This window comes from Amycolatopsis sp. NPDC104819 (assembly GCF_055583145.1).
In genome coordinates, this window is the sequence record NZ_JBVJON010000003.1 from 342649 (window position 1) to 366190 (window position 23542).

25 protein-coding genes are annotated in these 23542 nt (G+C 69.5%); 10 read left to right on the plus strand and 15 right to left on the minus strand.

The genetic code is table 11. From position 1 onward, the window contains the following. Positions 1–56: 56 nt before the first annotated feature. From ACZ63E_RS10745 to ACZ63E_RS10770, 6 genes are all read right to left on the minus strand, one after another. On the minus strand, positions 57–1337 hold the full coding sequence (locus ACZ63E_RS10745) for a cation:proton antiporter (RefSeq protein ID WP_465335801.1): 1281 nt from the start codon (positions 1335–1337) through the stop codon (positions 57–59). Next, complete coding sequence (locus ACZ63E_RS10750; RefSeq protein ID WP_465335802.1) at positions 1334–2599, minus strand: cytochrome P450; 1266 nt, start codon at positions 2597–2599, stop codon at positions 1334–1336. The genes ACZ63E_RS10745 and ACZ63E_RS10750 overlap by 4 nt, the downstream gene beginning before the upstream one ends. Then, positions 2596–3666, minus strand: a complete 1071-nt coding sequence (locus tag ACZ63E_RS10755) for an alpha-hydroxy acid oxidase (RefSeq protein ID WP_465335803.1) — start codon at positions 3664–3666, stop codon at positions 2596–2598. The genes ACZ63E_RS10750 and ACZ63E_RS10755 overlap by 4 nt, the downstream gene beginning before the upstream one ends. After that, positions 3666–5207 (minus strand): NAD(P)-binding domain-containing protein, encoded by a 1542-nt coding sequence (locus tag ACZ63E_RS10760; RefSeq protein WP_465335804.1) that lies wholly within the window; start codon positions 5205–5207, stop codon positions 3666–3668. Before ACZ63E_RS10760 ends, ACZ63E_RS10755 begins: the two co-directional genes overlap by 1 nt. A 117-nt stretch (positions 5208–5324) precedes the next feature. Further along, positions 5325–6248, minus strand: a complete 924-nt coding sequence (locus tag ACZ63E_RS10765; RefSeq protein WP_465336099.1) for an aldo/keto reductase — start codon at positions 6246–6248, stop codon at positions 5325–5327. A 50-nt stretch (positions 6249–6298) separates the two neighbouring features. Next, positions 6299–6700 carry a MerR family transcriptional regulator gene (locus tag ACZ63E_RS10770; protein ID WP_465335805.1) on the minus strand — a complete coding sequence of 134 codons (402 nt, stop codon included), beginning with the start codon at positions 6698–6700 and terminating at the stop codon, positions 6299–6301. A gap of 84 nt (positions 6701–6784) precedes the next feature. Between ACZ63E_RS10770 and ACZ63E_RS10775 the strand changes: the two genes are divergently transcribed. Beyond that, a complete protein-coding gene (locus ACZ63E_RS10775) occupies positions 6785–7426 on the plus strand; it encodes a TetR/AcrR family transcriptional regulator (RefSeq protein WP_465335806.1) in 642 nt (213 codons plus the stop codon). Here the strand turns inward: ACZ63E_RS10775 and upp are convergent. Then, positions 7423–8046 (minus strand): uracil phosphoribosyltransferase, encoded by a 624-nt coding sequence (upp, locus tag ACZ63E_RS10780; RefSeq protein ID WP_465309015.1) that lies wholly within the window; start codon positions 8044–8046, stop codon positions 7423–7425. The genes ACZ63E_RS10775 and upp overlap by 4 nt on opposite strands. Positions 8047–8051: 5 nt before the next feature. After that, entirely contained in the window at positions 8052–8474 is a 423-nt protein-coding gene (locus ACZ63E_RS10785; protein WP_465309013.1) for a protein-tyrosine phosphatase family protein, read from the minus strand. Between the two features lie 85 nt (positions 8475–8559). On the opposite strand from ACZ63E_RS10785, the gene ACZ63E_RS10790 reads away from it, so the two are divergent. The 5 genes from ACZ63E_RS10790 (at position 8560) to ACZ63E_RS10810 (ending at position 12759) form a co-directional block, all read left to right on the plus strand. Then, complete coding sequence (locus tag ACZ63E_RS10790; RefSeq protein WP_465336100.1) at positions 8560–9174, plus strand: DUF1707 SHOCT-like domain-containing protein; 615 nt, start codon at positions 8560–8562, stop codon at positions 9172–9174. 84 nt (positions 9175–9258) lie between these two features. Then, positions 9259–10233: a deoxyribose-phosphate aldolase gene (deoC, locus tag ACZ63E_RS10795; protein WP_465309009.1), complete on the plus strand. Its 975-nt coding sequence runs from the start codon at positions 9259–9261 to the stop codon at positions 10231–10233. Further along, positions 10233–11663, plus strand: coding sequence for an aldehyde dehydrogenase family protein (locus ACZ63E_RS10800; RefSeq protein WP_465335807.1), 1431 nt, complete (start codon positions 10233–10235; stop codon positions 11661–11663). Before deoC ends, ACZ63E_RS10800 begins: the two co-directional genes overlap by 1 nt. Then, the gene (locus ACZ63E_RS10805; protein WP_465309005.1) at positions 11656–12522 is read left to right on the plus strand and encodes an aldehyde dehydrogenase family protein; all 867 of its coding nucleotides are present in this window, start codon (positions 11656–11658) and stop codon (positions 12520–12522) included. Before ACZ63E_RS10800 ends, ACZ63E_RS10805 begins: the two co-directional genes overlap by 8 nt. A 114-nt stretch (positions 12523–12636) precedes the next feature. Beyond that, positions 12637–12759, plus strand: coding sequence for a hypothetical protein (locus ACZ63E_RS10810; RefSeq protein ID WP_465335808.1), 123 nt, complete (start codon positions 12637–12639; stop codon positions 12757–12759). A 46-nt stretch (positions 12760–12805) separates the two neighbouring features. Here ACZ63E_RS10810 and ACZ63E_RS10815 read toward each other — a convergent pair whose 3' ends face one another. Beyond that, the gene (locus ACZ63E_RS10815; RefSeq protein ID WP_465335809.1) at positions 12806–13585 is read right to left on the minus strand and encodes a GH12 family glycosyl hydrolase domain-containing protein; all 780 of its coding nucleotides are present in this window, start codon (positions 13583–13585) and stop codon (positions 12806–12808) included. Between the two features lie 63 nt (positions 13586–13648). Continuing rightward, entirely contained in the window at positions 13649–14290 is a 642-nt protein-coding gene (locus ACZ63E_RS10820; RefSeq protein WP_465309001.1) for a TetR/AcrR family transcriptional regulator, read from the minus strand. A gap of 179 nt (positions 14291–14469) precedes the next feature. Here ACZ63E_RS10820 and ACZ63E_RS10825 point away from each other — a divergent pair, with 179 nt between their 5' ends. The 3 genes from ACZ63E_RS10825 to ACZ63E_RS10835 are packed head-to-tail and all read left to right on the plus strand — an operon-like array spanning position 14470 to position 17139. Continuing rightward, entirely contained in the window at positions 14470–15693 is a 1224-nt protein-coding gene (locus ACZ63E_RS10825) for a cytochrome P450 (RefSeq protein ID WP_465335810.1), read from the plus strand. Positions 15694–15706: 13 nt separating this feature from the next. Next, positions 15707–16906, plus strand: coding sequence for a cytochrome P450 (locus tag ACZ63E_RS10830; RefSeq protein WP_465335811.1), 1200 nt, complete (start codon positions 15707–15709; stop codon positions 16904–16906). A 38-nt stretch (positions 16907–16944) separates the two neighbouring features. Then, on the plus strand, positions 16945–17139 hold the full coding sequence (locus ACZ63E_RS10835) for a ferredoxin (RefSeq protein WP_465335812.1): 195 nt from the start codon (positions 16945–16947) through the stop codon (positions 17137–17139). 54 nt (positions 17140–17193) lie between these two features. Here ACZ63E_RS10835 and ACZ63E_RS10840 read toward each other — a convergent pair whose 3' ends face one another. Genes ACZ63E_RS10840 through ACZ63E_RS10860 form a run of 5 tightly spaced genes read right to left on the minus strand, consistent with a single transcriptional unit; the run spans position 17194 to position 22402 of the window. Beyond that, entirely contained in the window at positions 17194–18267 is a 1074-nt protein-coding gene (locus ACZ63E_RS10840; RefSeq protein WP_465335813.1) for an ABC transporter ATP-binding protein, read from the minus strand. Between the two features lie 2 nt (positions 18268–18269). Further along, positions 18270–19142 (minus strand): carbohydrate ABC transporter permease, encoded by an 873-nt coding sequence (locus tag ACZ63E_RS10845; protein WP_465335814.1) that lies wholly within the window; start codon positions 19140–19142, stop codon positions 18270–18272. Then, complete coding sequence (locus ACZ63E_RS10850) at positions 19139–20071, minus strand: carbohydrate ABC transporter permease (protein ID WP_465335815.1); 933 nt, start codon at positions 20069–20071, stop codon at positions 19139–19141. The genes ACZ63E_RS10845 and ACZ63E_RS10850 overlap by 4 nt, the downstream gene beginning before the upstream one ends. Next, entirely contained in the window at positions 20071–21411 is a 1341-nt protein-coding gene (locus ACZ63E_RS10855; protein ID WP_465335816.1) for an ABC transporter substrate-binding protein, read from the minus strand. The genes ACZ63E_RS10850 and ACZ63E_RS10855 overlap by 1 nt, the downstream gene beginning before the upstream one ends. Next, positions 21398–22402, minus strand: coding sequence for a zinc-dependent alcohol dehydrogenase family protein (locus ACZ63E_RS10860; protein ID WP_465308987.1), 1005 nt, complete (start codon positions 22400–22402; stop codon positions 21398–21400). Before ACZ63E_RS10860 ends, ACZ63E_RS10855 begins: the two co-directional genes overlap by 14 nt. A 128-nt stretch (positions 22403–22530) precedes the next feature. Here ACZ63E_RS10860 and ACZ63E_RS10865 point away from each other — a divergent pair, with 128 nt between their 5' ends. Then, complete coding sequence (locus ACZ63E_RS10865; RefSeq protein ID WP_465308985.1) at positions 22531–23517, plus strand: sugar-binding transcriptional regulator; 987 nt, start codon at positions 22531–22533, stop codon at positions 23515–23517. Positions 23518–23542 lie beyond the last annotated feature (25 nt).

Consider the following 23542-nt stretch of genomic DNA (forward strand, 5'->3'; position numbering starts at 1 on the left):
TTGCAGCCACATCGTGCACGAGTCCATACTGGCAGTGAATTTCTGGGATTGAACCCTCAACTTTTCCCGGTGACCGGAACCGGCTCGGCCGTCAGGAGCGCCTCGTTGCTCCCCCGGCGGGCGTCCCGCCGGTCCAGCCAGCTGAGCACCGGCGCGGTCATGACGGTGGTCACCAGCGCGACGAGCACCAGCACGGTGAACAAAGCGGGCGAAACGATCCCCGCCGCGAGCCCGACGTTGAGCGCGATCAGCTGCATCAGCCCGCGGGCGTTGATCAACGCGCCGACGCGCAGCGCGACCGGCTGCGGCTCCCCCACCAGCCGGGCCGCGCCCCAGCACGCGCCGAACTTGCCGATGATCGCCACGGCGACGCACAGCAGCGCGAACAGCAGCAGCTTCGGGTCGGCGAGCAGCGCGAACCGGGTGTTCAGGCCGGAATAGGTGAAGAACAGCGGGAGGAACACGATCCGCCCGATCGGCATGATCTTCGCGAGCACGGCGTCCGCCGCGGGCACCCGCGGGAACACGATGCCGACGCAGAAGGCGCCGAACACCGCGTACAGCCCGATGATGTCGGTGAACCACGCCGCCGCGAACAACGTCAACGCCGTGATCAGCATCTTCTGGTCCGCGGAGATCCGTTCGCTGCCCAGCGCCTTCGCGAGCACCCGGCGGCCGACCAGCACCAGCAGCAACGCGAACAGCAGCCCGCCGCCGACGGCGATGGACACCGGCCCGGCCGAGTCGGCGTGCATGCCGAGCACGACGGCCAGCAGGACCCACGCCAGGACGTCGTCGAGCGCGCCGCAGGCCAGCGCCAGCGAGCCGAACCGCGTCCCGCCGAGACCGCGCTCGGTGATGATCCGCGCGAGCATCGGGAACGCCGTGATCGCGAGCGCCACGCCGACGAACGCCGCCGACGTGGTCAGCGAAACCCCGGGCTTGCCGATGCCGGCCCAGCTCGCGCCGAACACCGCGACCCCGACCCCGAGCGCCAGCGGGACCACGGTGCCGGCCGCCGACACCGCGCCGACCGACTTCATCGAGCCGCGGATGCTGCGCAGGCTGAACTCGTATCCCGCCCCGAACATGTAGATGACCAGGCCGATCTGGCCGCCGACGTAGAGCAGCGGGCGGACGCCGTCCGGGAACAGCGCCGTCTGCGCGGCCGGGAACACCAGTCCAAGCAGCGACGGGCCGAGCAGCACGCCGGCGATCATCTCGCCCACCACCGGCGGCTGGCCCAGCCGCACGGCGACCAGGCAGACGACCCGGCACACCACGAGGATGACCGCCACCGCGAGGAAGAACACCGGTGCCGCTTCCGACGGGCTCATGACTTTCCTCCGGCGAAATAGGTCGAGCAGAGGGCTTTCTTCCGGGCGTCGAGCACCATGTACGTCCCGAACACGAGCTGGGCGAGGCTGCGCCAGACGTCCTCCCAGCGGTCGCGCACCGCGAGCCAGACCAGCGGCGCGCGACGGCAGCGGGCGCCACGCGGGGTCAGCAGCGCCGGGCCGCGGTTGGGGATCGAGCGGGTGTGGGCGGCCGTCGAGGCGAGGCTGAACCGGCGCAGCACCTCACGCGCCACCACGCGCATGGTCAGCGGGGCCAGCCCGCGCGCCGGGCACGCGCGGTTCTGCGCGACGCCGAACGGGATGAAGGCGTCCTTTGCGGTCCGCGCGGCGAACTCCGGGTAGCTGAAGCACAGCACGGTGCCCGCCGGGATCGTCAGATCCGCCAGGTCGATGTCGGCGGTGGAGATCCGGTGCGCGATCCCGAACAGCGGGAACGTGCGCAGGCCGTCCATGATCACCTGGTCCAGGTAGGCGTCGTCGTCCGGGTGCCCGGCCAGGCGTCGCTGCACCTCGTCGTCCTGCGCGACGATCATCAGCAGGTGCGCCATCGCCTCGGACATCTGGACGACGGCGGTGTTGAAGAACGTGCCCTGCAGGTAGTAGGCCTGCTCCTCGCGGGTCAGCGACTCCGGCAGCGGGTGCGGGACGTCGTCCAGACGCCTTCGCAGGTACTTCGTGAGCCTCGCGCGGCGGCGCATGTTCCGCGGCCGCACGCACTTCAGCGCCGAGACGACGTCGTCGGCGTTCGCCACGATGAGGTCGCGCGCCTCCGGCGGGCACGGCTCGTCGAAGACCAGCTCGTAGTAGAGCTCGGCCCAGATCGGCATCATCTCGTCGCGCAGCCGGACCAGCCCGGGCCGCGTGGTGTCCAGCACGTGCGCCGCGACGCGCCGGGTCAGCTCCTCGGAGTCCTTTTTGGACTTGACCAGGATGTGCCGGGTGCACTTGGCGACCTCGTCGTAGCGCGGCCCGGCTTCGAGGTGCTCCTGGTGCACCTCGGGGCCGGGCGCGAGCCAGTACCAGAACAGGTCCGACAGCGCGGCGCCCTTGCTGCGGCCGTTCGCCGCCGGGTCGGCGTAGACGCGCCGGAAGTCCGCCGCGCCGATCTGCTCGCCCGGGATCGTCACCGTGTCTTCGCCGTTGACCAGCGAGAAGATCTTCACCCGCAGCGCGACGACCCGGCCGGGCAGCCACGCCGGCGCGGTGGCGACCGCCGCGGCGGCGAGCGCTTTCCCGATCATCGCCGCACCTGGTCCGGGGTGAGATCGGCGGGGTGCCGCCCGCCGCACATGGCCAGCGCCTGGTCGAAGTCGTCGCGCAGCAGCTCCAGGACCTGCGTGACCCCTGCACGGCCGCCCGCGGCCAGGCCCCACACGATCGGACGGCCGACCCCGACCGCGTCCGCCCCGAGGGCGAGGGCCTTGACGACGTCGGTGCCGCGGCGGATCCCGCCGTCGAGCAGCACCGGCATCGCCCCGCCGACCGCGGCGGCGACCTCGGGGAGGACGTCGATCGTGGCCGGCACGGTGTCGAGCTGGCGGCCGCCGTGGTTGGACACGACGATCCCGGCGACACCGTGGTGCACCGCGAGCCGTGCGTCCTCCGGGTGCAGGACGCCCTTGATCAGCACCGGCAGCTTGGTCTTCGAGCGCAGCCAGGCGATGTGCTCCCAGTTCAGCGCGGCCGACATGACGATGTCGCGGACGTGGCTCGCGTTGCCGCCGCTGCGGTTCACGCCGATGTTGCGGAGGTTTTCCACGACCAGCCCCGACGGCAGGTCGTGGAAGCTGTTGCGGTCGTCGCGCTCGCGGCGGCCGAGCACGGGCGAGTCCACGGTGACGACGAACGCCTTGACGCCGGCGTTCTCGGCCCGCCGCACGATCGCCTCGGTGAACTCCAGGTCCGGCTGCAGGTAGAGCTGGAACCACAGGCCCGGGTCCGGCGTCACCTCGCGGGCCGCCGCGGCGACGTCCTCGATCGCCGTGGTTGCGGCCATGCTGACGATCATGATCGTGCCCGCGCGCGCCGCCGCGCGGGCGGTGGCGAGCTCACCGTCGGCGTGCGCGAGCCGGTGGAACGCGGTGGGCGCGACGAGGATCGGCATCGAGGACGACGTCCCGAGCAGCTCGACGCTCAGGTCCCGCTTGTCACTGCCGCGCAGGACCCGCGGGAGCAGCCGCAGCTTCTTGAACGCCGACTCGTTCTCCGCCACCGTGATCTCGTCCTGCGCGCCGCCGGCGAAGTAGTCGTAGTGCACCGGGTCGAGGCGCTGCCGGGCCGCCGCCTCGAACTCCGCGACCGTGCGCATCACAGCTCCCGCGTGAAGAACGCGGTCAGCGGTCCGACGTGGACCTCCTTGTCCCATTCGTTCTCGAGGTTCTCGGTGACGTGGTGCGTGGCCACGAGCTCACCGCGGCGGTAGTGCCGGACGATCGGGTGCAGGTAGTGGCCCTCGCCGTGGTCGTTGGCCTTGTCCTGCGCGGCCCGCGCGACGAAGTCGAACGGGTCGATCTTGTCGTGGTCGGGCCCGTAGTCGAGGGTGACGACGTAGGCGTCGTCCGGCGGGTTCGCCAGCACGCGGTCGACCGGCACCTCTTCGAGGTAACGCGCGGTGTCGCCGTCGATCGTGAGGACGTCGCCGAGGAAGCCGAACTGCTGGTACAGCGCGGAAGTCCGGTTGATCCGGGTGATCACGGCGTCGGTCAGCGCGTCCGGTTTGGCGGGCAGCTCGGTGCTCGGCCACGGCGTTTCGTGGTGGCGCTCGTTCAGGATCCGGGACAGCGCGCGGACGCCGTAGCGGAAGCCGTGGATGAACGGGTTGGTGGCCTTCTTGAAGCCGCGGACCTGCGTGATCGTGCCGGCGAAGTAGAGGCCGGGCACGTTCGTCGACTCCCAGTCCGGCGTCTGCGCCGGGAAGCGGTCGTCGATGACCAGCTCCGGACGGCAGTCCTCGTCGAACAGCGACGCGTCGAACCGGAAGCCGGTGCAGCCGATCACGCGGTCGTAGCGGATCTCCTTGATCACCTCGTCGGTACGGGCGAAGGAGAACTTGACGTGGTAGCCGTCGGCGTCCTTGCGGACCTCGCGCACGTCCCCGTCGAGGATCGCGTGCTGCAGCTTGAGCTGGTACATGTCGAGGATGCCGGCGTTGTACGCGCGCAGGTGGCCGACGAAGTGGGTGCGCCAGGCGAGCTTCACCGGCCGCGGGCCGCCGACGTGCACGACCGCCGCCTTCTCGATCAGGTTGTCCGCGGTCTCGAAGGCGGAGTTCCCCTTGCCCAGCACCAGGACCCGCTGGTCGGTGAAGCTGTCCGGGTCGACGTCGACGTCTGTGTACTGGTCGATCAGCTCGACCCCGGGGAACTGCGGGACGAACGGCTTCGTGACGCCGGTCGCCATGACCAGCCGGTGCGCGCGGACCTCGGCGTCACCCGCGGTGAGCACGAAGAGAGCGCTTTCCGGGTCCCGGCGGATGCGCGTCACCCGGGTGTCGTAGCGCACCTGGACCTGATGCTTCGCCGCGTAGTCGGCGAGGTAGCGGAGGAGGTCCTCGGCGTCCGGAAAGAGCAGTTCGCTGTAGTTCGTGAAGAGGACCGGGTCGTCGTCCCCATCGGCGAGGATCGAGTTCCAGTCCATCCGGAGGTTCAGCTCCGGGTCGGTCCAGCCGGTGTGCTTCTTGTTGACGGAGATGAGCGTGCGGTGCCGAGGGAAGGTCGCGAAGAACGTGCCCGGCGCCGAACCGGCCTCCAGCACCAGGTACCGGTGTCCGGCGTGGCCGAGGGCCTGCCCCAGCTGCAGCCCCGCCGGCCCCGCGCCGACGACCACGTAATCGAGCACTTCCTCTGCCACGACGACCTCCTGGAGCTCGGCACCGACCGCATGATCGGCGCCGAGCCTGCCCCGGAGATCTCAGAAAAGCTTCAGAAGCACCTCAGAAAGTGCGCTGTTCCGGCATTTCGCCAGTGTTCACCGGCCGGCCGCGCGGGCGAGGCGTTCGGGGTAACGCTCCCCCGCGATCGCCTCGGCGGGCGCGGCCGCCTCGATGGCCGCGATGTCCGAAGCCGTCAGCTCCAGCGAAGCCGCCGCGACGTTCTCCTCGAGGTACTTGCGGCGCTTCGTCCCCGGGATCGGGACGACGTCGTCGCCGTGGGACTGCACCCAGGCCAGCGCGAGCTGCCCGGCGGTGACGCCCTTCTCCTCGGCGAGCTTCCGCAGCGCGTCGACGATCGCCATGTTGCGCTCGAAGTTGCCGTCGGCGAAGCGCGGCAGGCCACGGCGCATGTCGCCCTCGGGCAGGTCCTTCATCGACGTCACCGCGCCGGTGAGGAAACCGCGGCCCAGCGGCGAGAACGGCACCACGCCGATGCCGAGCTCACGGCACGTGTCGAGGATTTCGCCTTCGAGGCCGCGCGTCCACAGCGACCACTCGCTCTGCAGCGCCGTCACCGGGTGCACGGCGTGCGCGGCCCGGATCGTCGCGGCGCTCGCCTCGGAGATGCCCGCGTACCGGATCTTCCCGGCCTCCACCAGGGACTTCAGCGCGCCCCAGGTCTCCTCGATCGGCGTGTCCGGGTCGACGCGGTGCTGGTAGTAGAGGTCGATGTGGTCGACCCCGAGCCGCCGCAGCGACTCGTCGCAGGACTGCTTGACGTACTCGGCGTCCCCGCGCGCGCCCATCGAACCGTCGGTCCAGACGATGCCGAACTTCGTCGCGAGCACAACCTCGTCGCGGCGGCCCGCAATCGCGCGGCCGACCAGCTCTTCGTTGGCGCCCTGTCCGTAGACGTTCGCCGTGTCCAGCAGGGTGACGCCGAGGTCGAGGGCCCGGTGGACCGTCGCGACCGACTCGGCTTCGTCGTCGAAGACGCCGTAGGCCTGGCTCATCCCCATGCAGCCCAGCCCCTGGGCGCCGACTTCCAGCCCGCCGAGCTTCCTGGTCTTCACGCGGAGATTCCCTCCCTGTCGGGTTCCACACCGAACGCCTTGCGCTCGATCTGGGCGTAGTTGTCGATCTTGTAGTCGAGGACGTCGAGGCAGCCCTGCAGCTCGGCGATCCGCTCGGCGACCGACCGCCGCTGCTCCACCAGGAGCGCCTTGCGGCGGCCCGCGCTGGCGACGCCGTGACGGCGCAGCGACGCGTACTCGCGCATGCTCTTGATGGGCATCCCGGTGGTCCGCAGCTTGGTCAGGAAGGCCAGCCAGCCGAGGTCCTCGTCCGAATAGGCCCGGCGACCGGCGGTGTCGCGGGCGGGCGGGTCGAGCAGTTTGATGCGCTCGTAGTACCGGAGGGTGTCGATGGACAGCCCGCTACGTCGAGCGGCTTCCGCTATCGAGTAGCTCATGACCTCGACACTACGACCTGGAGTGCACTCCAGGTCAACCATCGGCTGTGGTCATTCATAACAGCGTTGCGCTACGCTGCGTAGATGGCTCGACCACGGACACACGACGAAGCGCTCCGGCTGAAGCTGCTCGACCGCGCCGGTGAGCTCATCGCCGAGGACGGCCCCAAGGCCCTTTCCCTGCGCAAGCTGGCCGCCGACGCCGGGACGTCGACCACCGCCGTCTACTCCCTGTTCGGCAGCAAACCCGATCTGGTGAACGCGCTCTACACGGAGGGCTTCCGCCGTTTCGGCGCCCGGATGGCCGGCACCCCGCTGACCGGCAACGCGGTGGACGACCTCGTGACGCTCGGCAGCGCCTACCGCGCGAGCGCCCTCGCCGACCCGAACCTCTACGGGATCATGTTCACCCGGTCCGTGCCGGGCTTCGAGCCGAACGAAGACGCCGAGAAGCTGGCCAGGAACACCCTGAAGCCCCTCGAGGAGATCATCCGCCGGGCGGTGGCCGAGGGCGTGTTCGTGGACATCCCCCCGGAGACGATCGCGGTCGCCTGCTGGGCGTTCGTGCACGGGCTCGTTTCGCTGGAGCTGACGGGAAACCTGCCGGAAGGGTTCGACATCACCGGCTCGTACGAGACGGCGTTGCGCGCGAACGCCTCCGGCTGGCTGAAGACCCAGCCGGGCCCGGCGGCGATCACCGCCACCTCAGGACCGGCAACGCCCTAGACAGCGCCGTACTGGCGGTCACCCGCGTCGCCGAGGCCCGGGACGATGAAGCCCGAGTCGTTGAGGCGCTCGTCGATGCTGGCCGTGACGACCCGGACCGGCAGGCCGGTCTTCTCCAGGTGGGCCAGGCCTTCCGGCGCGGCCAGCGCGCAGATGGCCGTGACGTCGGCGGCGCCGCGGTCGGTGAGCAGCCGGATCGTGTACTCCATCGAGCCGCCGGTGGCGAGCATCGGGTCGAGCACCATGACCGGCCGGTCGGCCAGCGACTCCGGCAGCGACTCCAGATACGGCGTCGGCTTGAGCGTCTCCTCGTCGCGCGCGAGGCCGACGAAGCCCATCTGCGCGTCCGGGATCAGCTTGTGCGCCTGGTCGGCCATGCCGAGCCCGGCCCGCAGCACCGGGACCAGCAGCGGCGGGCTGGCCAGCTTGTACCCCTCGGTGCGCGCGACCGGCGTGTGGATCCGCTCGGTCTTCACCGGCACGTCGCGCGTGGCTTCGTAGACCAGCATGACGGTCAGCTCGTGCAGCGCGGCCCGGAACGCGGCGCTGTCGGTGCGCGCGTCGCGCATCGTGGAGAGCCGGGCCTTCGCGAGGGGGTGATCGACGACGTGCACATCCATGCGGGTCAACTTAGCCGGTCCGCGAACCTTTTCACCCAGCCGCGCTGCCAGGGCGTTTCGACGGCGCGTTCGTTGTAGTGCTCACGCACCCAGGCGACGGCCCGGTCCGCGGGGACACCGGAGAGGATCGCCAGGCAGGCCATGACCGTGCCGGTGCGGCCCGCGCCGCCGTAGCAGGCGACTTCGACGGTTTCGACCTTCGCCCGCTCGTGGAGCGCCTTGATCTTTTCGCGGGCGTCGGCGGGGTCGACGGGCAGCAGGAAGTCCGGCCAGGTGACCCATTCGTGTGGCCAGGTGATGCCGCCGCCGTGCTTGCGCCGCAAGCGGCTGGTGCCCAGGTAAAGCCCGAAGTCGGGCTCGGGTCCGGCGGGGCGCGGGCGCCCCAGCCCCCGCCCACGGACCTGGACGCCGTCAGGGAATTCGACCATCCGCTCAGTGTCCTCCGGAAGATGGACACGGTGCGTGGTTTTCGCCGCTAGGCTCCCCCGGGTGAGCGAACTGACGCCCGACCAGATGCGGGCCTCCGACGCCGACCGTGAGCGCGTCGCCCAGGTGCTGCACAACGCCCTCTCCGAAGGGCGGATCACCGTGAACGAGCTGGAAGAGCGGCTGACCACGGTTTACGAGGCGAAAACGATCGGCGAGCTCAAGCCGGTGACGGCCGACCTGCCGACGTCGTCGGCGGCGATCGAGCCGGCGACCACCCGCGCGCTGGGCTTCCCGGACCAGCGGATCGGCGGCCACCCGGGCTCCCCGGTGTCGATCGGCGTCCTGTCCGGCGCGATCCGCAAGGGCAGCTGGGTCCTGCCCCCGCAGCACAACAGCTTCGCCTTCTGGGGCGGCGCGGAGATCGACCTGCGCCAGGCCCGCTTCGCGGACAAGCACTGCACGATCACGGCGGTCGCCATCATGGGCGGCATCCAGATCACGGTGCCCGACGACATCAACGTCGACGTGACGGGCATCGGCTTCATGGGCGGCTTCGTGCTGGAGGACAAGTCGGGAGCACCCCCGGCCCCGCCGACCGCGCCGACAGTGAAGATCAACGGGCTCGGGTTCTGGGGCGGGGTGGTCGTGTACCGGAAGCCGGCGAAGCGGTCGGAGCCGCCGCAGATCGAAGGGGCCTGACCTCGGCGTTGTGACGCGTCACGCACTCAGCGTCACAGCTGATGGGGGCTCGCGCTGTCGGACCCGCCGCCTAGACTCAGGCCTATGACAGCCACGACCAGCACGTCAGCGGCGCCGGCCACCCCGGCGCCGCTGGTGGACGCGACTCGCGACGAAGCGAGCCTGCGCCGGTTCCTGCTCGGGCTGCCCGGTGTCGACCAGGTCGGCGTCGAGCAGCGCGCGGCGGGCCTCGGCACGCGCAGCATCAAGAAGGACGCCAAGCGGTGGGCCATCGACACCGCCATCTCCATGGTCGACCTGACCACGCTGGAGGGCGCCGACACCCACGGCAAGGTCCGGGCGCTCGCCGCGAAGGCCGTCCGCCCCGATCCCGAGCGCCAGGACACTCCGCGCGTCGCCGCCGTCTGCGTGTACCCGGACATGGTCGCCACCGCCGTCGAAGCGCTCAAGGGCAGCGGTGTGCACGTCGCGAGCGTCGCCACCGGCTTCCCCGCCGGGCGCACGAGCCGCGAGATCAAGCTGGCCGACACCAAGATCGCCGTCGACGCGGGCGCGCACGAAGTCGACATGGTGATCGACCGCGGCGCCTTCCTCGAGGGCCGCTACATGGACGTCTTCGAAGAGATCCAGGCGATCAAGGCCGCCTGCGGCGACGCCCACCTGAAGGTCATCCTCGAGACCGGCGAGCTGGCGACCTACGACAACGTGCGCCGCGCGTCGTGGCTGGCGCTGCTGGCCGGCGGGGACTTCATCAAGACGTCCACCGGCAAGGTCTCCCCCGCCGCGACGCTGCCGGTCACGCACATCATGCTGCAGGCGGTCCACGACTGGCACGTCCAGACCGGCGAGCTGCGCGGCGTCAAGCCCGCGGGCGGCATCCGGACCACGAAGGACGCGATCAAGTACCTGGTCGCCGTGCACGAGGTCGCCGGCGAGCACTGGCTGACCCCGGACCTGTTCCGCTTCGGCGCGTCCAGCCTGCTCAACGACCTGCTGCTGCAGCGCCGCACCCAGGTGGACGGCCACTACAGCGGCCCCGACTACGTGACGGTGGACTGATGCCCGTTTTCGAGTACGCACCGGCGCCCGAGTCGCGCGCCATCGCGAACCTGAAGGACCACTACAAGCCGTTCGTCAACGGCGAGTTCGTCGACGGCTCGGGTGAGCCGCTCAAGACGATCAACCCGGCCACCGAAGAGGTCCTGGCCGAGGTCGGCACCGCGTCGAAGTCCGATGTGGACATCGCGGTCAAGGCCGCGCGCAAGGCTTTTTCGACCTGGTCCAAGATGCCGGGCAGCGAGCGCGCGAAGTACCTCTTCCGCATCGCGCGGCTGATCCAGGAACGCTCGCGCGAGCTGGCGGTGCTGGAAAGCCTCGACAACGGCAAGCCGATCAAGGAGTCGCGCGACTCCGACATCCCGACGGCCGCCGCCCACTTCTTCTACCACGCGGGCTGGGCCGACAAGCTGGACTATGCGGGCTACGGACCCAACCCGAAGCCGCTGGGTGTCGCGGGCCAGATCATCCCGTGGAACTTCCCGCTGCTGATGCTGGCGTGGAAGATCGCCCCCGCGCTGGCCACCGGCAACACCGTGGTCCTCAAGCCGGCCGAGACGACGCCGTTGACCGCGCTGGTGTTCGCGGAGATCTGCCAGCAGGCCGAGCTGCCGCCGGGCGTGGTGAACATCCTGCCCGGCGCCGGCGACATCGGCGCGGCCATCGTGGAGCACGGCGACATCAACAAGATCGCCTTCACCGGCTCGACCGAGGTCGGCAAGGCGATCCAGCGCCAAGTCGCGGGCACGCCGAAGAAGCTGACGCTGGAGCTGGGCGGCAAGGCCGCGAACGTCGTGTTCGAGGACGCGCCGCTCGACCAGGCCATCGAGGGCATCGTCAACGGCATCTTCTTCAACCAGGGCCACGTCTGCTGCGCGGGCTCGCGGCTGCTGGTGCAGGAGTCCGTCGCCGAAGAGGTGCTGGAGAAGCTGCGCTACCGCGTCTCGACACTGCGGCTCGGCGACCCGCTCGACAAGAACACCGACGTCGGCGCGATCAACTCGGCCGAGCAGCTGGCGAAGATCCGCGGGCTCGTCGAGGCGGGCGACGCCGAGGGCGCGCAGCGCTGGACCAGCCCGTGCCCGGTGCCCGACCGCGGGTTCTTCTTCGCCCCGACGGTGTTCGCGAACGTCCACCAGTCGATGCGGATCGCGCGCGAGGAGATCTTCGGGCCGGTGCTGTCGGTGCTGACGTTCCGCACGCCGGACGAGGCCGTCGCGAAGGCCAACAACACGCCGTACGGGCTTTCGGCCGGGATCTGGACCGAGAAGGGCTCGCGCATCCTGTGGATGGCGAACCAGCTGCGCGCCGGCGTGGTCTGGGCCAACACGTTCAACCGCTTCGACCCCACCGCCCCCTTCGGCGGCTACCAGGAATCCGGCTTCGGGCGCGAAGGCGGCCGCACCGGGCTGGAGGCTTACCTCGATGTCTGATCGCATCTCCGTCGCGAAGACGTACAAGCTGTACGTCGGCGGCAAGTTCCCGCGTTCGGAGTCCGGCCGGGTCTACCCGGTGACGGACCCGAAGGGCAAGTTCCTGGCGAACGCGGCGCACGCGTCCCGCAAGGACGTCCGCGACGCCGTGGTGGCGGCCCGCAAGGCGTTCCCTGGCTGGTCTTCCGCCACGGCCTACAACCGCGGCCAGGTCCTGTACCGGGTGGCCGAGGTGCTCGAAGGCCGCCGCGACCAGTTCGTCGCCGAAGTGTCCACTTCGGAGGGTCTGGCCCCGAAGAAGGCCGAGTCCCTGGTGGACGCGGCGATCGACCGCTGGGTCTGGTACGCGGGCTGGACGGACAAGATCGCGACGGTCCTCGGCGCCGCGAACCCGGTGGCGGGCCCGTACTTCTCGTTCACGGTCCCGGAGCCGACGGGTGTGGTGGGCATCCTGGCGCCGCAGCAGTCGTCGCTGCTGGGCCTGGTCGAGGTCCTGGCCCCGGTCCTGGCCACCGGCTCGACGGCGGTCGTGGTCTCGAGCGCGGAGCGCCCGCTGCCGGCGATCACCCTGTCGGAGGTCCTGGCGACGTCGGACGTCCCGGGCGGCGTGGCGAACATCCTGACCGGCCGGGCGGCCGAGCTGGGCTCCTGGCTGGCATCGCACGGAGACGTCAACGCGCTGGACCCGACGGGAGCGGCCCCGGCGGACCGCCCGGAGCTGGCGCGCGAAGCGGCGAACACGGTGAAGCGGGTGCTGACGGTCCCGGAGGCAGAGCCGGACTGGACGTCGGCACCCGACCTGTCGCGGCTGCGGCGGTACCTGGAGGCGAAGACCGTCTGGCACCCGATCGGCGTCTGAAAGCAGGAACCAAGCCGGCGGCGCTGCCATCCGCGGCGCCGCCGGAGCACGAGCCGACGCCGGGTGGATCGCCCTGGTCTGGCTCGGTGTGGCCGCGCCGTCGGGCACCCACTCGTGTACTTCGGGCTGATCTTCCTCCGCGCGGGCGGCATGGCCCTGCTGCTCGCGGGGGTGGGCGCGCTCACCGCGCGGTCGCGCCGGGTCGCCGGGGCGCGGAGCTCACCGCGGGCACGGTAGTCGTCGGCGGGGTGACCTCGGTTTCCGTGCGCCGGGCCTACCGGCTCTAGCTCATCGTCACCGAGAAGTCCGTCAGCGTGAACCGGGCCTGGCCGCCGCCGGTCGAGCAGAACTCGATGCCGTAGCCGATCTGGTTCACCGTCGGGTTCGCCGGGATGTACCCCTTGCCGATCGACCAGGCGATCATCGCCTTGAGGTCGACGCTGCCCGAGTACTGCGTCGTCTGCGACACGAACGCCACGTACCCGTCCTTCATCCAGACGTCGTAGGTCTGGCCGCCGGCCGAGTACGTCTCCACCTGGTCACCGGAGGGGACCTGCTTCAGGTTCTCGGTCCACACCATCAGCTCGGTGACCCCGTCGCCGTCGCCGACGCCGTTCAGCCACACGTCGTACGCCACGTCGTAGATGCCCACGCCCGGGCCGCGGCCGGCGAACGTCGACTTGATCGTCGAATACCCGTCGAACGGTTTCCCGTCGAGGTTGTTGATGTCCTTGTGCACGTTCGGATAGGTTTTCACCGACGTTGTCGACGGCTGGGTGGAATCGACGTACCAGTTGTTGTACGCGCACGCGCGCAGCGTTTCCGGGCCCGCTTCGTCGGAATTCCACATGTTGTTGTGGACGTAGTAACCGCCGTTGTCCCAGCCGCCGTCGGTCTCGCTGGTGGTGAACTCCGGCGAGGCGCAGCTCGGAACCGCCTGCACCGAAGGTGGCGCGGGGGTGGACGAAGGCGCCGGGGCCGAACTCGACGACGCGACCGGCTCGGGAGCGGCACTGCACCCGGCGAGCACCAACCCGCAAATGACCAACAGCACAGCTCGCATTTTTCCCGCCCGGCGGTCGCAATTCCTGCAGAACAAGAACACTACCCCGAAAACAGCGGAAATTCAGTCCCCGGGGTCCAGGTCGCCGGAAGTGATCGGCCGGCCGGGCAGTTCGGTTCCCGGCCGCGCGCTGAGCCCGTCGATCATGATCCCGACACAGCGGCGGGCCGCCAGCTCCGCCACTTCCGGCACCTTCGCGCGCACCTGACGCAACAGCGTCGCGAAGAGGATCGCGATGTCGCCCGCGCCGACGTCCTCACGGAGCCGGCCCTCGGCCTGGGCGCCGCGGACGAGCTCGTCCACCACCACCAGGATCTCCTCCCGCAGGCGCCGGACCTCCGGGTCGCCCTTCAGGATGACGAGCGCGCGGTGGGACACCATCGCCAGCTGGATGCTCAGCTGCAGCTCCACCGACTGCCGCAGCAGCCGGGACAGCGCGTTCCACGCCGACGTCTCTTCGCCGGCGATCCGGTGGGCGTCGATCAGCACGCGCTCGAAGTTGTCCATCGCGACGGCGCGGACCAGCGCGTCGCGGTCCGGGAACCGCCGGTAGAGCGTGCCGACGCCGACGCCGGCCGCGCGGGCGATCTCCTCCATCGGCACCTCGGGACCGGAAGCGGCGAAGATGCTCTTCGCGGCGGCGAGGATCTGGTCGCGGTTGCGCCGCGCGTCCGCCCGCAGGGTGGTCTCGGGGTCTGCCGTCATGCCGTTCGCCTCTCGCTGGATCGCGCGGGGTGATTCTCGCATGGTCAAGGGGCCACGCACTCGGACTCGAGTGAGTCACCCGTTAGCTAGTGGACGACTTCCTTCCGCTTCGGTACCTTGGGACAAGGAACCGGAATGTAATCCTCCGCATACTGTAAGTCCGTTTTAGGGGGCCCGATATGACCGAAGTCGCCGATCCCACCACGAAGGACGAAGTCTTCCCGCTGGAACGCACCTGCCCGTTCGCGCCGCCGCCGGCCTACGACAGGCTCCGCGAAGCGGGCCCGGTCCAGCGTGTCGCCCTCCCGGACGGGTCGGAAGCCTGGGCGATCACCCGCCTCGAAGAGGTCCGGCAGATGCTGACCGACCCGCGGTTCAGCTCCGACCGGTTCAACCCGGGCTTCCCGGTCCTGTTCAAGTCCGGCCGGCCGCAGCGGCGGAAGAACTTCACGGCGTCGCTGATCAACATGGACCCGCCGCAGCACGGCGCGGCCCGCCGCGAGGTCGTGGGCGAGTTCACCGTCAAGCGCATGAAGGCGCTGCAGCCGCGAATCCAGGAGATCGTCGACGAGCACATCGACGCGATCCTGGCCGGCCCGAAGCCCGCCGACCTGGTCACCGCGCTCTCCCTGCCGGTGCCGTCGCTGGTCATCTGCGAGCTGCTCGGCGTGCCCTACGGCGACCACGAGTTCTTCCAGGTCCGCAGCTCGAAGCTGCTCAACCGGGAGATCGACCAGGAGAGCCGGATCCAGGCCGTCGACGAGCTGCAGGAGTACCTCGACCGGCTGGTCGCCACCAAGGAGGCCGACCCGACCGACGACCTGCTCGGCCGCCAGATCGTCAAGCAGCGCGAAGAGCACGGTGACGCCGACCACGACTCGCTCGTCTCGCTGGCGTTCCTGCTGCTCATCGCCGGGCACGAGACGACGGCGAACATGATCTCGCTCGGCACCGTGGCGCTGCTGGAGAACCCGGACCAGCTCGAGATCATCAAGAACGACCCCGGCAAGACGCTCGACGCCGTCGAGGAGCTGCTCCGGTACTTCACGATTGCGGAGTTCGCGACCTCGCGCGTCGCCACCTCGGACGTCGAGATCGGCGGGCAGCTGATCCGCGAAGGCGAGGGTGTGCTGGGCCTGAGCTACTCCGGCAACCGCGACGAAGAGGCGTTCGAGAACGCCGACGAGCTCGACCTCGAGCGCGGCGCGCGCCACCACGTCGCCTTCGGCTTCGGCCCGCACCAGTGCCTCGGCCAGAACCTGGCCCGGATGGAGCTGCAGATCGTCTTCGACACGCTCTTCCGCCGTATCCCGGAGCTGAAGCTGGCCGCGCCGGTCGAGCAGCTGCCGTTCAAGCACGACTCGTCGATCTTCGGTCTGTACTGCCTGCCCGTGACCTGGTGAAGAGGGGGAAGTCATGACGACTGTCGAGAAGCACGAATTCCCGATGACGCGCACGTGCCCGTTCGCGCCGCCGCCGGCGTACGAGGAGATCCGCGAAGGGGACCCCGTTTCGAAGGCCGGGCTGCCCGACGGCGGCTGGGCCTGGGTGGTCACGCGCCACGAGGACGTCCGGACCGTGCTGAACGACCGGCGCTTCAGCGCCGACCGGCAGCACCCGGACTTCCCGCAGCTGGTCAAGGGCGGGTTCCGGCGCCAGGGTGACGAGCGCACCATGATCACCATGGACGCGCCCGAGCACGGGCCGGCCCGCAAGGCCGTGCTCGGCGAGTTCACCGTGCGGCGGATGGAGGCGCTGCGGCCGCGGATCCAGGAGATCGTGGACGGGCAGATCGACGCGCTGCTGGCCGGGCCGAAGCCGGGTGACCTCGTCGAAACGCTGTCACTGCCGGTCCCGTCGCTGGTGATCTGCGAGATGCTCGGCGTCCCGTACACCGACCATGACTTCTTCCAGGAACACACCGCGAAGCTGATCAAGCGCTCGACGACGCCGGAGGAGCGGCGGGCGGCGTTCGACACCATCCGCGGGTACATGGAAGACCTCATCGCGGAGAAGGAGGACAACCCGCCGGACGACCTGCTCGGCCGGCAGATCGTCAAGCTCCGCGAAGACGGCACCTACCGGCGCGCTTCGCTCGCCGCGACCGGCTTCCTGCTGCTGGTGGCCGGGCACGAGACGACGGCGAACATGATCTCGCTGTCCACCGTGGCGTTCCTGCGCAACCCCGAGCAGCTCGCGGCGATCAAGGCCGACCCGGGCAAGACGCTCGACGCCGTCGAGGAGATGCTGCGGTACTGGACGATCGTGGACGCGGCCACCGCGCGGCTGTGCGTCGAAGACGTCGAGGTCGGCGGGCAGCTGATCCGCGCCGGGGAGGGTGTGCTGGCGCTGGGTTACTCGGCGAACCGCGACCCGCGGGCGTTCGAGAACGCCGACGAGCTCGACATCGAACGCGGCGCGCGCCACCACGTCGCCTTCGGCTTCGGCCCGCACCAATGCCTCGGCCAGAACCTGGCCCGGATGGAACTGCAGATCGTCTTCGACACGCTCTTCCGCCGCATCCCGACCCTGGCGCTGGGCGCTTCGGTGGACGATCTGCCGTTCAAGGACGACGCGAACATTTACGGCCTGTACCGGCTGCCGGTGACCTGGTAGAGATCGAACCTGCCATCCCACCACAGGAGAGAAGAACCATGAAGATCATCGCGGACACCGGTAAGTGCGTCGGCGCGGGTCAGTGCGTGCTCACCGAGCCCGCGCTGTTCGACCAGAGCGAGGAGGACGGCACGGTCATCGTCCTGAACGAGACGCCCGAGGGCGAGCTGGTCGAGAAGGCCCGCGAAGCGGTGCACGTCTGCCCGAGCCAGGCGCTTTCGCTGCAGGAGTGAGGGGAACGGCCACCTCGCGGGCAAGGGGTTTCCCGCGAGGTGGCCGAAGCTCTCTCAGAAGAGACGCAGGGTCGTCTCCGGGTTGAAGGCGTGGGTCTCGCCTTCGCCGCGCAGGCCGACGCGCACGTTGTCACCCATGCGCGGCGGTGTGCGGCCGTCGACCCGGACGACGAACCGGTCGTCGCCGACCTTGCCGTGCAGGTATGCGTCCGCGCCCAGCTCCTCCACGAGCTCGACGACCAGCTCGAAGCCGCCTTCTGAGACCAGCTCCAGCGACTCCGGGCGGACACCGAAAACCACTTCGCGCAAGTCGCCGGCCGCCGACAGCACCGACCGCGGCAGCGGCAGCACGACGTCGCCCAGCTTGACGCCGCCTTCGGTCAGCGGGAGCGTCGCCAGGTTCATCGCCGGTGACCCGATGAAGCCCGCCACGAACGAGTTCGTCGGGTTCTCGTACAGCTCCCGCGGTGACGCGCACTGCTGCAGCACGCCGTCCCGGAGCACCGCGACGCGGTCGCCCATCGTCATGGCCTCGACCTGGTCGTGCGTGACGTAGATGGTCGTCGTGCCCAGGCGCTGCTGGAGCTGGGCGATGTTCGCCCGGGTCTCCACGCGCAGCTTGGCGTCCAGGTTGGACAGTGGCTCGTCCATCAGGAACACGCTCGGCTCGCGCACGATCGCCCGGCCCATCGCGACCCGCTGCCGCTGCCCGCCGGACAGCGCCTTGGGCTTGCGGTCCAAGAAGCGCGTCAAGTCGAGCATCTTCGCCGCTTCACCCACACGAGCCGAGATGTCCGAAGAGGACATTCCACGCAGCTTGAGCGCGAAGCCCATGTTGTCGGCGACCGTCATGTGCGGGTACAGCGCGTAGGACTGGAACACCATCGCGATGTCGCGGTCCTTCGGCGGCAGGTTCGTGACGTCGCGGTCGCCGATGCGGATGGCTCCTTCGTTGACGTCCTCGAGCCCGGCGAGCATCCGCAGCGCCGTCGACTTGCCCGAACCGGACGGGCCGACCAGCACCAGGAACTCGCCGTCCGGCACCGAGAGGTCGAGCTTGTCCACCGCGCGAACGCTCGAAGCACCCGGGTAGATCCGCGACGCCTCTTCGTAACTGACTGCTGCCATGACTACTTCACCGCTCCCATCGAGAGGCCCCGGACGAGGTGGTTCTGCGCGAACCAGCCGACGATCATCACCGGCAGCGAAGCCAGCAACGCGGCGGCGGAAAGCTGGGCCCAGTACAGGCCCTCACTGGTGATGAACCCGACGAGGAACACCGGCACGGTGCCGGCGCGCGCCGCCGTCAGGTTGACCGCGTAGAAGAACTCGGTCCAGGAGAAGATCACGCAGATCAGCGCGGTCGCCGCGATCCCGGGCGCGACCACCGGCATGATGATCTTGCGCAGCAGGGTCGGCAGGTTCGCGCCGTCGATGCGGCCCGCTTCGATCATCTCGTGCGGCACTTCCAGGAAGAACGACCGCATCATCCAGATGGCCAGCGGCAGGTTCATCGACGTGTACAGGATGACCAGCGCCCACACCGTGTCCAGCAGCTCGGTGTTCTGGGAGATGATGTACAGCGGGATGATCGCCGCGACGATCGGCAGCATCTTCGTCGAGAGGAAGAAGCCGAGCGCGTTCGACGTCTTCTTCACCGGCGCCAGCGAAAGCGCATACGCGGCCGGGATGCCGAGGAGCAGCACCAGCAGTGTCGAGAGCACCGTGACGAACGCCGAGTTCGACAGGTAGGGCAGGAACCCGCCCTTCAGCACGTTCGCGATCTGGTCGAACGTCGGGCTGAAGAACAGTTTCGGCGGGTCGGTGTAGGCGTCGGCCTCCTGCTTGAACGCCGTGAGGATCATCCACAGCAGCGGGAAGACGAACAGGATCGCGATCACCCACGTGACGAAGGTGAGCGAGCCGGGGCCGACCTTGCGCTTCGGCTTGCGGGCCGGAGCCGCGGTCGCGGCCGACGACGGGCGGGTTTCGAGGGTGGTCATTTGACGCCTCCGTCCACCGAGAAGGTGCGGAACATCAAGCGCAGGGCGAAGGTCGCGACGATCATCGTCAGGATCACGACGATGACACCCATCGCCGACGACTGGCCGACGTCGAAACCCTCGAACGCGCGCTGGTAGATGTAGTACGGCAGGTTGGTGCTGGCCGTGCCCGGCCCGCCCTGCGTCATCAGGAAGATCGCGTCGAAGCTGTTCACGATGTAGATCGCGCCCAGCAGGGTCGCCAGCTGCAGGAACCTCGACAGGTGCGGCAGCGTGATGGAGACGAACGTGCGCCACCGGCCGGCCCCGTCCACAGAGGCCGCTTCGAGGACCTCTTTGGACTGGCTCTGCAGGCCCGCGAGGATCAGCAGCATCATGAACGGCGTCCACTGCCACACGATCTGCGCCATCACCGAGGCCAGCGGGAACTCCGAAAGCCAGTCGACGTCGGTGCCGAAGACGAAGTGCAGCAACCCGTAGGTCGGGTCGAACATCGTCGTCTTCCACAGCAGCGCGCCGGCCGCCGGCAGGATGAGGAACGGCGTGATCAGCAGCGTCCGGACCACCCCGCGGCCGAAGAACTTCCGGTCCAGCAGGATCGCCAGGCCGAGGCCGAGCAGCAGCGCGACGAGCACGCACACCACCGTCAGCAGCACGGTGTTGAGCAGCGCGACCAGGAACGTCGTGTCACTGAAGACGTCGATGTAGTTGGCGAGGCCGACGAAGTGCCGTGAACCCGGCCGGACCAGGTTCCACGACTGGAAGGAGTAGAAGACCGTCAGCAGGAACGGCAGCTGCGTCACCGCGATGACGAAGATCAGCGCCGGCAGCAGCGGGAGCCGCCGCTTGGCCGCGGTGCTCAGGCCTTTCTTTTCTTCGGCCTTCGCGTGCGTGTGGGACTTGGGCGTGTCTACCGACAGTGTGGACATCACTGCACCGCCTTGTAGGAATCGCCCACTGTCTGGGCGTAGTCCTGGGACTGCTTCAACGCGTCGTCTACGGACTCGCGGCCGGCGATCGCCGCCGACAGCTGCTGGCTCACCCGGGTGCCCAGGTCCTGGAACTCGGGGATGCCGACGAACTGGATGCCGGGGTAGGGCACCGGGTTCGCCATGGCCTTCTGCTGGTTGGCGTCCGCGATGCCGTCCAGCGTCGGCTTCGCGTAGGCCTGCGCGGCCTTGGCGTAGTCGGGGATGTCGTAGGTGGACTGGCGCACACCCGGCGGGACGCGGTTCCAGCCGTAGGCCGCGCCGACCTTCTGCACGTACGCCTTGTCGGTCATCCAGGCCATGAACTTCCAGGCCGCGTCCTTGTCCTTGGCGACCTTGGGGATGCCGAGCGCCCAGGTGTAGAGCCAGCCGCTGGCCTGGGTCTTGACGACCGGCGCCGGCGCGTACCCGGACTTGCCGACGATCTTGCTGCTCGACGGGTCCTCGTTGGTGCCCGCCATGACCGTCGCGTCGTACCACATCGCGGCCTGACCCTGGGTGTAGCGCGTGCCGCACTCGGAGAACCCGGCGCTGGAGGCGCCGACCTCACCGTGGTCGCGGATGAGGTTGACGTAGAAGTTCGCGGCGTCCTTGAACTCCGGCGACGTCAGCTTGGCGTTCCAGTCCTTGTCGAACCACTGGGCGCCGAAGGTGTTGGCCACCGTCGTGAACGGCGCGAGGCTCTCACCCCAGCCGGGCTTGCCGCGCAGGCAGATGCCCGCGACGCCGTTGGCCTTGTCGTCGAGCTTGGCGGCGTACTCCGCGACCTGCTGCCAGGTCGGCTTGGCCGGCATGGTGATCCCGGCCTTCTCGAAGAGGTCCTTGCGGTAGGCCAGGAACGACGACTCGCCGTAGAACGGCACCGCGTACATCTGGTTCTGGTACGAAAGCGACTGCTTGATGCTGGGGATGAAGTCGCCTTCGTCGTAGCCCGGGGTGGCCGCCATGTGCGGTTCGAGGTTCTCGAGCCAGCCGTTGGCCGCCCACTGCGGGGCCTCGTAGTTGCTGATCATCACGACGTCGAACTCGCCGCCCTCGGTGGCGGTCGACGCGGTGATCTTCGCGCGGGCCTGGTTCTCCGGCAGCGAAACGAACTTGAGGTTGATCCCCGTCGCCTTCTCGAACTCCGGGGCGAGCGAGATCGCGTCCTTCATCTGCGGGTTGGACACGATCGCGATGACGAGCGTCGAGCTGCCGGTGCCGATCGAGCCGGCGCCCGCGCAGCCGGTCGCCAGCAGCGACGTCGCGGCGAAGAGCGTGAGGAGCTTACGCACGGCCACCTCCCGGGAGGACCTGCACCTTGAGGCCCGAGCCACTGCGCATCTTGGCGAGCGCCTCGGGGTACTGCTCCAGCGGGAGCCGGTCGGTCAGCAGCTCCTCGGTGTCGATCGCGCCGCCGGCCACGAGGTCGAGCGCGGCGCCGTAGCTGTTCAGCACGGCCATCGAGCCGACGATGGTGATCTCGTCGTTGTAGATCCTGAACGGCGAAAGCGCGACGCGGGCTTCGGCCGGGGCGACACCGAAGACGAGCAGGCGGCCGCCGCGGCGGATCGAGTCGAACGCGGCTTCGATGGCCGGGGCGGCGCCGGTGGCGTCGACGGCGACGTCGAACTTCTCGCCGTTCAGCTCACTGACGTCCGACGCGGTGGCGACGGCGCCGAGGCGGGCCGCGCGGGGCAGGCGCTCCTTGTTGCGGTCGACCACCGTGACGTTCGCGCCGGCGCGCTGCAGCAGCTGCTGCATGATCAGGCCCATGGTGCCGGCGCCGATCACGAGGAAGCTCTCGCCGGCCTCGACGCCGACGCGGCGCACGCCGTGCACGGCGCAGGAAACGGGCTCGACCAGCGCGCCCTGCTCCCAGGTCATCGAGTCGGGCATGCGGTAGCAGTTGGCCGACGGCACGGCGACGAACTCCGCGAAAGCGCCGTCGACGGTGTCACCGGTCGCGTTCCAGTTCGCGCACAGGTTTCCGTGGCCCGAGCGGCACGGGCCGCAGTAGCCGCAGAACAGGGAGGGGTCCACGGCGACGCGGTCGCCGACCTGCCAGCCGCCCGGCACGTCGGCGCCGAGCTCGACGATCTCCCCGGCGAACTCGTGCCCGGGGACGATGGGGTACGGGGTGGGCGGGAAGTGCCCGTCCGCGATGTGCAGGTCGGTGCCGCAGATGCCGCACGCGCCGACCTTGACGACTACCTGCCGTTCCCCCGCTTTCGGATCGGGCACCTCGCCGACTCGGATCTGGCCGGGCCGGTCGATGATGGCGGCACGCATGCCTAACCCCTTCCTCGCGCTCATATGAGCGGCGTTGACCTATGGCGTCGAGTACTTGTGAAGGCATTAGAGGTCTGACGTCGGTAGTACGTCAACCTTTTGGGCGGATTTCTAGCTATAGTGCTCATATGAGCACGACCAAGAAGCCGGGGTCCCTGACCGAAGCTATGCTGCTCGCGACCGTCGCCCGGCGCTTCTACGTGCAGGGACGCTCCAAGCTGGAGATCGCCGACGAGTTCGGCGTCAGCCGGTTCAAGGTGGCGCGCATGCTCGACACCGCCATGGAGTCCGGACTGGTCAGGGTGGAGTTCTCGCTGCCGGCGCCGGTGGACCTGGCGCTGTCGGACGAGGTGCGCTCGGCCTACGGCCTGGAGCGGGCGCTGGTGCTGGAGCGCTCAACCGAGCGGGAACCGAAGGAAGTCGTCCGGGCGAAGATCGGGACGCTGGCCGCCCGGCTGCTCGAAGAGATCGTGCGGCCCGACGACGTCGTCGGCCTCTCGTGGGCGCGTTCGGTGAACGCGATGACCGAGGCGATCCGGGCGCTGCCGCGCTGCCCGGTCGTCCAGCTCTGCGGGGTGCAGGCCGGGATGGACATGCGCGGCCGCTCGGTCGAGACGGTCAGCCGCGTGACGTCGGTGTCCGGCGGCGACGCGTACCCGATCTTCGGGCCGCTGGTGCTCCCCGACCGCCGCACGACCGAGACGCTGCGACGCCAGCCCGGCATCGCGGAGACGTTCGGCCAGTTCAAGAACCTGACCAAGGCGGTGGTCAGCATCGGCGCGTGGCAGCCGGGCGAGTCGACGGTGTACGACGCCCTGGACGAAGCCGAGCGGGCGGCGATCTCGGCCCGCGGCGCGACGGCGGAGGTCGCGGCCCGGCTGTTCGACGCGGCCGGCAACGCATTGTCGACCGGCCTGGCCCACCACGTGCTGGCGATCAGCCACGAGGAGCTGACGGCGGTGCCGGAGGTGATCGCCCTGGGCTACAGCCGCCCGAAGGCCTCGGCGGTGGACGCGGTCCTGCGCTCCGGCATGGTCTCGACCCTGATCACCGACGCCGCGGCGGCCGTCCCCCTCCTGGCCCTCGCCGCCAAAAACCCACCCAACCGCACGTGATGCCCCTCCAATCACGCGAGATGCC